The 5382-nt window shown below is 67.7% G+C and carries 7 protein-coding genes; all 7 read right to left on the bottom strand.

What is annotated here, in order from left to right; translation table 11 throughout:
* The coding region (locus ABD298_RS00350; protein WP_344297377.1) for a DUF3618 domain-containing protein at positions 1-569 on the bottom strand (569 nt) is incomplete at its 3' end.
* Positions 566-1033 carry a phage holin family protein gene (locus ABD298_RS00345; protein ID WP_344297376.1) on the bottom strand — a complete coding sequence of 156 codons (468 nt, stop codon included), beginning with the start codon at positions 1031-1033 and terminating at the stop codon, positions 566-568. The genes ABD298_RS00345 and ABD298_RS00350, both read right to left, overlap by 4 nt.
* Positions 1030-2058: a hypothetical protein gene (locus ABD298_RS00340; RefSeq protein ID WP_344297375.1), complete on the bottom strand. Its 1029-nt coding sequence runs from the start codon at positions 2056-2058 to the stop codon at positions 1030-1032. Before ABD298_RS00340 ends, ABD298_RS00345 begins: the two co-directional genes overlap by 4 nt.
* Before the next feature lie 105 nt (positions 2059-2163).
* Entirely contained in the window at positions 2164-3177 is a 1014-nt protein-coding gene (locus ABD298_RS00335; protein WP_344297373.1) for a LacI family DNA-binding transcriptional regulator, read from the bottom strand.
* A gap of 39 nt (positions 3178-3216) precedes the next feature.
* Positions 3217-3465: a hypothetical protein gene (locus ABD298_RS00330; RefSeq protein ID WP_344297371.1), complete on the bottom strand. Its 249-nt coding sequence runs from the start codon at positions 3463-3465 to the stop codon at positions 3217-3219.
* Between the two features lie 29 nt (positions 3466-3494).
* A complete protein-coding gene (locus ABD298_RS00325; RefSeq protein ID WP_344297369.1) occupies positions 3495-4376 on the bottom strand; it encodes a carbohydrate ABC transporter permease in 882 nt (293 codons plus the stop codon).
* A gap of 1 nt (position 4377) precedes the next feature.
* Positions 4378-5328, bottom strand: coding sequence for a carbohydrate ABC transporter permease (locus tag ABD298_RS00320; protein ID WP_425564271.1), 951 nt, complete (start codon positions 5326-5328; stop codon positions 4378-4380).
* Positions 5329-5382: the final 54 nt, after the last annotated feature.

The raw sequence follows: 5382 nt of genomic DNA, 5'->3' as shown, positions 1-5382 counted from the left end.
TCGCGCAGGTTCTGCTGGGCGTCCTGCGCCCGCTCCTGCACGACCTGCTTCTGGTCCTGGGCCTCTTCCTTCACGGCCTGCGCACTCTCGGACGCGGTGCCCTTGACGCTCTCCACGGCCTCCTGCGCCGGCTGTTTCAGATTCGAGGCGACCTCGGAGGCGGCGCCCTTGAGCTGGTCGGTCACCGGCTCGGCCTTCTCCTTCAGGGTCTGCGCGACCTCCCGCTCCTTCTCGCTCGGCGGGATGAGGGAGGACACGAGCAGGCCCGCGCCGAAGGCGATGAGGCCCGCCGCGAGCGGGTTGCCCTGCGTCTTCCGCACAACGCGCTGCTGGGTGCGGTCGACCGCCGCGCCGGCGTCGGACATCGCCCCGTGCGTACCCTCCGAGACGTCGTCGGCGGCACCCATGACTCGGTCCTTCATGCTGTTCATCGCCCCCTTGATCTTCTGGCCCTGGCGGTGGGCGATATGCGACGGGGTCACCTTGTCCGCCACCGCGTCGACGTCGTAGCCAAGCCGTTCGCGGGTGTGCTCGATGTCGGCTCGAATGGCATCAGGATTCTGGCTCATCGTGGCTCCTCACTCGGCTTGAGTGCTTCGGGAATCTTCTTCACTGTGTCGGTGGTGCGCGGGAGGCCCTTGATCGCTGCCATCTCCTTCTTCGCCCGGGCGGCGAGGACGGCCGCGATGATGCCCCAGATGACTGCCACGATGACGGCAGACCACCCGAGCCCGGTGAAGTAGTAGCCGAGCGCCCACCAGAGCGCCAGCGACAGGAACAGCAGGACGAAGTGGCCTGCCACTCCGGCCCCCGCGTACATGCCCGCGCCCTTGCCCGCCCTCGTGGCGGACTGCCTGACCTCGGCCTTGGCGAGCTCGAGCTCCTGGCGCATGAGCATCGAGAGGTCCGCCGCCACATCGCCGACCAGGTCACCCAGCGACGATGATGCGGCCTTCTGCTCCGCTGGCGGCACGGCCCCAGCTGCGGTGGGCGCGCCCGGCGACGGAGTTCCGTAGTCGGGGACGTGGCTCATCGCAGATCATCCCTCTCCCGGCGCAGTCGCTCCGTGTCCAACGGCGGGACCTCGCCCTGCACACCGCCGGCACCCTCACCGTCCTCGTTCTCGTACTCGCGATATGCCGCGTCCTGGCCCGGGGTCTGGCCGTACGCCCCGCCCTCGTCGACGGCGTTCGTCAGGGCGCCGTCCTCGCCGCGGGCCGGCGTGTAGGCGCTCGGCGCCGCACCCTGGCCGTAGCCGTCACCCTGCGGTGCGGGGTATGCGGCGCCCTGGCCCAGATCAGCGGCCGGCGTGCCCGTTCCAGCAGTGCCGCCCGAGTACTGGCCCCCGGCATACTGGCCCTCGCCATACTGGGCGGCCGCGTACTGGCCATCACCGTACTGGCCGTCACCGTACTGGCTCCCCGCGGCGTACTCGGTGCCAGCTCCGTACTCGGTACCGCTCGGGTACTGGGTACCGGTGGAGTACTGGGTACCGGCGGGGTACTGGGTACCGGCGGGGTACTGGCGCTGGGCAGCGCCGTTCGATTCGTCGGTGGCCCCCGCCGCGAGCGATCGGCTGAGCCGTCCGGCGAGCAGCCCCGCGCCGGCCGCAAGGGCCAGGAACGCGCCAGGGCGGCGGCGTGCGTAGGACTTGACCTCTTGAAGGAGCGAACCCGGGTCGCGCTGGTCGAGCCAGTCAGCGAAGCTGGCCGACTTCTCTGCTGCCTGGCGGACCAGATCGGTGCCGACCCCTTCATGCTCGCTGTTGGACGCCATGGAGCTGAGCTCCCGGTGGATGGACCTCAAGCCCTCGGCCGCGCGCGTCTGCTGCTGGGCCGCCTGGTCCATCAGCTCCTGGCGGCTCTGGTGGATGAGGTCTTTGGCCTGGTACTTGGCTTCCTTGGCGACCGTGGTCGCCTCCTGCTTCGCGACGTCCTTGACGGCGCCAGCAGAGGAGGCTGCCTCCGCAGCGACACCCTCGGCCTCCTGCTTGGCGGCGGCCGGCTTCGAGTCAGGGCGCGGCGGTGTACCTGGGGTAGTCGAATATGGATCAGTCATCATCGGTTCCTCTCGCGATCCTTGAGGGTCGAGCGGGTGTGACAATCTGGCCACTACCCAAGCGACGTCCATTCAGACGTTCGAGAAACGAGAAATGAGTCCTTGCTATGCCACTCGGGGCGGCGCGGTGGTCTCGCGGACGATGAGCCGCTGCTCGGCGAGCTCGCTGCGCACCGCCCCGGAATCGCCCCCGAGCTCCCCCATGAGCATCTGGGTCCCGCGGCGCGCCTGGGCCGTCGGATCCTGCCACACGGTGGTGAGCCCGGCGCACTCGCCCATCTCGTGGCCGTCGATGCCGACCACCGAGAGGTCCTGCGGCACCCGCACCCCCTGCCGGGCCGCCTCGAAGAGCACGCCGAGGGCCATTTCGTCCGACGCGCACACAACCGCCGTAGGCCGCGGCTCCGGGAGGTCCATGAAGCGTCGCATCGCCTCGACCCCGCTCTGCACCGTGAAGTTCCCGAACAGGGAGGCATCGGGGTGGAGCTCGAGGCCCGCGGCATGGACGGCGTCGTGGAAACCCTCGACCCGGATCTTCGGAACCGAGAAGTTCAGGTCGGAGTCATCCTGTCCGTGGAGGAGCGCGATGTGCCGGTGCCCGAGGTCGATGAGGTGCTCGGTGATGGAGCGCGCGGCCAAGTAGTCGTCGATCCCCACATTGGGACACCCCGGGACGGGTCCCCCCACGACCACGAGCGGGATGTCGATCGCATGCAGGTCGTCGATTTCCTCCGGGTGGAGGAACATGCACAGCAGTAGGAGCGCGTCGATCTGCTTGTGGACCATCGAGCGGCTGAAGAGCCGCTCACGGGGGGCGGTACGACCGCCGAGATTGAAGAGGGACAGGTTGTAGCCTCGCCCATGCAGCTCCTGGTCGACCCCCGCAATCGCCTTCCCGAAGAACCACCGGTCGACGTACGGGGCAAGCACGCCGATCGTGCGTGTCTTGCCCGTCGCCAGCCGCGACGCGGCTGACGACGGGACATAGCCGAGTTCCTTGGCCGTGGCGAGGATCTTCGCCCGCGTCTTGGGAGACACCCGCGGCAGTCCGCGGATGGCCCGCGAGACCGTGGCCGTCGAGACCCCCGCCGCTGCCGCGACTTCTTCGATGCCTACCATTGCCCTCTCCCGGGAGGCATCCGCTGAACCGGCGGAACCTCACTCCTCGTTGTCGTTCGCGGCCCCGCGGAGCACCTTCCGCCGCAATGCCCAGAGGCCGGCCATCGCGAGGACGACGGCGAGCAGCCCGAGGGCCCAGCCCAGCGCGAACTGGCCCGTGATCTCAAGCCACGCGGTCACCCCGAGCAGCACGACCCCCCAGAAGCCCAGGAAGCCCATGAAGATCTCGAACTGCTCGACGACAGCCTTCCGATGGCGGGAGGAGCGGCGGTAGGCCGCCCCTCCCACCGAAAACGGATCGGGCGCCTGCGCCGGCGTCACTTCACCGCGCCGGCGGTGAGGCCGGCAACGATCTTGCGCTGGAACACCAGCACGAGGATCACGAGCGGCACGGTCACGATAGTGCCGGCAGCCATGACCGCCGTGTACGGCTCCTGATGCGGCTGCGCGCCGGCAAAGTACGCGATCGCCACCGTGACGGTGCGTGTTGAGTCCGAGGAGAGCTGGCTCGCGATGAGGAACTCGTTCCATGCCGAGATGAAGGCGAGGATCGCCGTCGTGAACGTCGCCGGTGCGGCCAGCGGGAGGATGACCTTCCGGAAAGCCTGCCCCTGGGTGCAGCCGTCGATGCGCGCCGACTCCTCCAGCTCCCACGGCATCTCGCGGAAGAACGAGGTGAGCGTGTAGACGGTCAGCGGCAGGACGAACGAGATGTTGGGAATGATGAGCGCCTGATACGTGCCCATCCACCCGATGTTGGTGAACAGCTGGAACAGCGGCGTCACGAGGGCGACGCCCGGGAACATCGACGCCCCGAGGATGAATCCGAGGACGGCGAACTTGAACCGGAAGTTCAGCCGGGCGAGGGCATAGGCCGCGAAGACGCCCACGACGAGGGCGACAATCGTGGTCGCGCCGGCCACGATGAGGCTGTTGAGCAGGTTGCGGCCGAAGTGGTTGCCGAGGTTCTCATCGAACACTGTCGAGAAGTTGTCCCACGTGACATGGGTGAAGAAGAACGTCGGATCGAACGTGTACGCCGTGTCACGGAACGCGGTGACAATCATCCAGTAGGCCGGGGCGAGGCACCAGATCAGGATGACCGCAGCGGAGATATACGTCCGGAGCGAGGCCCAGTCGAAGCGCTTGCGGCGCTCCGGGACAGTTGCGGTCCGAGGCAGGGTTGCTGTCGCTGCCATGTCACTTCCTCCCCGAGGACGTGGCCGCACCGACGGCATTGGCGCCGAGGAAGCGGACGAAGATGAAGGCCACGATGAAGATCACGAGGAACGTGATGGTCGACAGCGCGGCTGCTGCGTTGAAGCCTTGTCGGATCTGGTCGACGACCAGGATCGAGAGCGTCGACGTGTTGTTGCCGCCTTGGGTCATGATGTAGGGCAGGTCGAACATGCGCAGGGCATCGAGGACGCGGAACAGCACCGCGACCATGAGCGCGGGCTTGACGAGCGGCAGCGTGATCTGCGTGAAGCGCTGCCAGGACGAGGCTCCATCGACCTTGGCAGCCTCGTAGACTTCGTCCGGTATGAGCTGCAGGCCCGCGAGGATCAGGAGCGCCATGAAGGGGGTGGTCTTCCAGACGTCGGCGATGATGATGGCCCACTTGGCCGGCCACTCGGAGCCTGTCCAGAGGATTTGGGTGCCGAACAGCTTGTTGGCGATCCCGTCGAACGCGAAGATGAAGAACCACAGCTTCGCCGTCACGGCAGTGGGAATGGCCCATGGCACGAGGACCGCCGCGCGCACGGCGCTGCGTCCGCGGAACGACCGCGCCATGATGACCGCCATCCAGAACCCCAGCACCGTCTCAAAGGCCACGGTCACGACCGTGAAGAAGAAGGTGGTGCCGAAGGAGTTCCAGAACTGGGCGCCGAGAGTGCCGGGAGGGCACGGGGCGCCGTTGCACTGCTGGAAGAGCCAGTGCGCGTAGTTGTCGAATCCGGCCGGGCCGCCCTCCTCGAAGAACCCGGTGGCCGGGTTGAGGCCTGCGTCCTTCTGGAAGGACATGATGATGGCGTTCACCACCGGGTAGATGATGACGACGGCGAGCAGGATGAGGGTCGGCGTCAGCAGGGTGTAAGCCCAGCGGCCCTGCGTCACCTGCTTCCTGTCGGCGCTCTCGCGACCGGGCATGTGGCGGGCCTCGGCGGCCTTCGTCTCGGTGCGCTCCGGGAGTTTCGTGGACAT

This window comes from Sinomonas flava (assembly GCF_039531875.1).
Lineage (GTDB): Bacteria > Actinomycetota > Actinomycetes > Actinomycetales > Micrococcaceae > Sinomonas > Sinomonas flava.
This window is presented reverse-complemented; position numbering and strand designations above follow the sequence as displayed.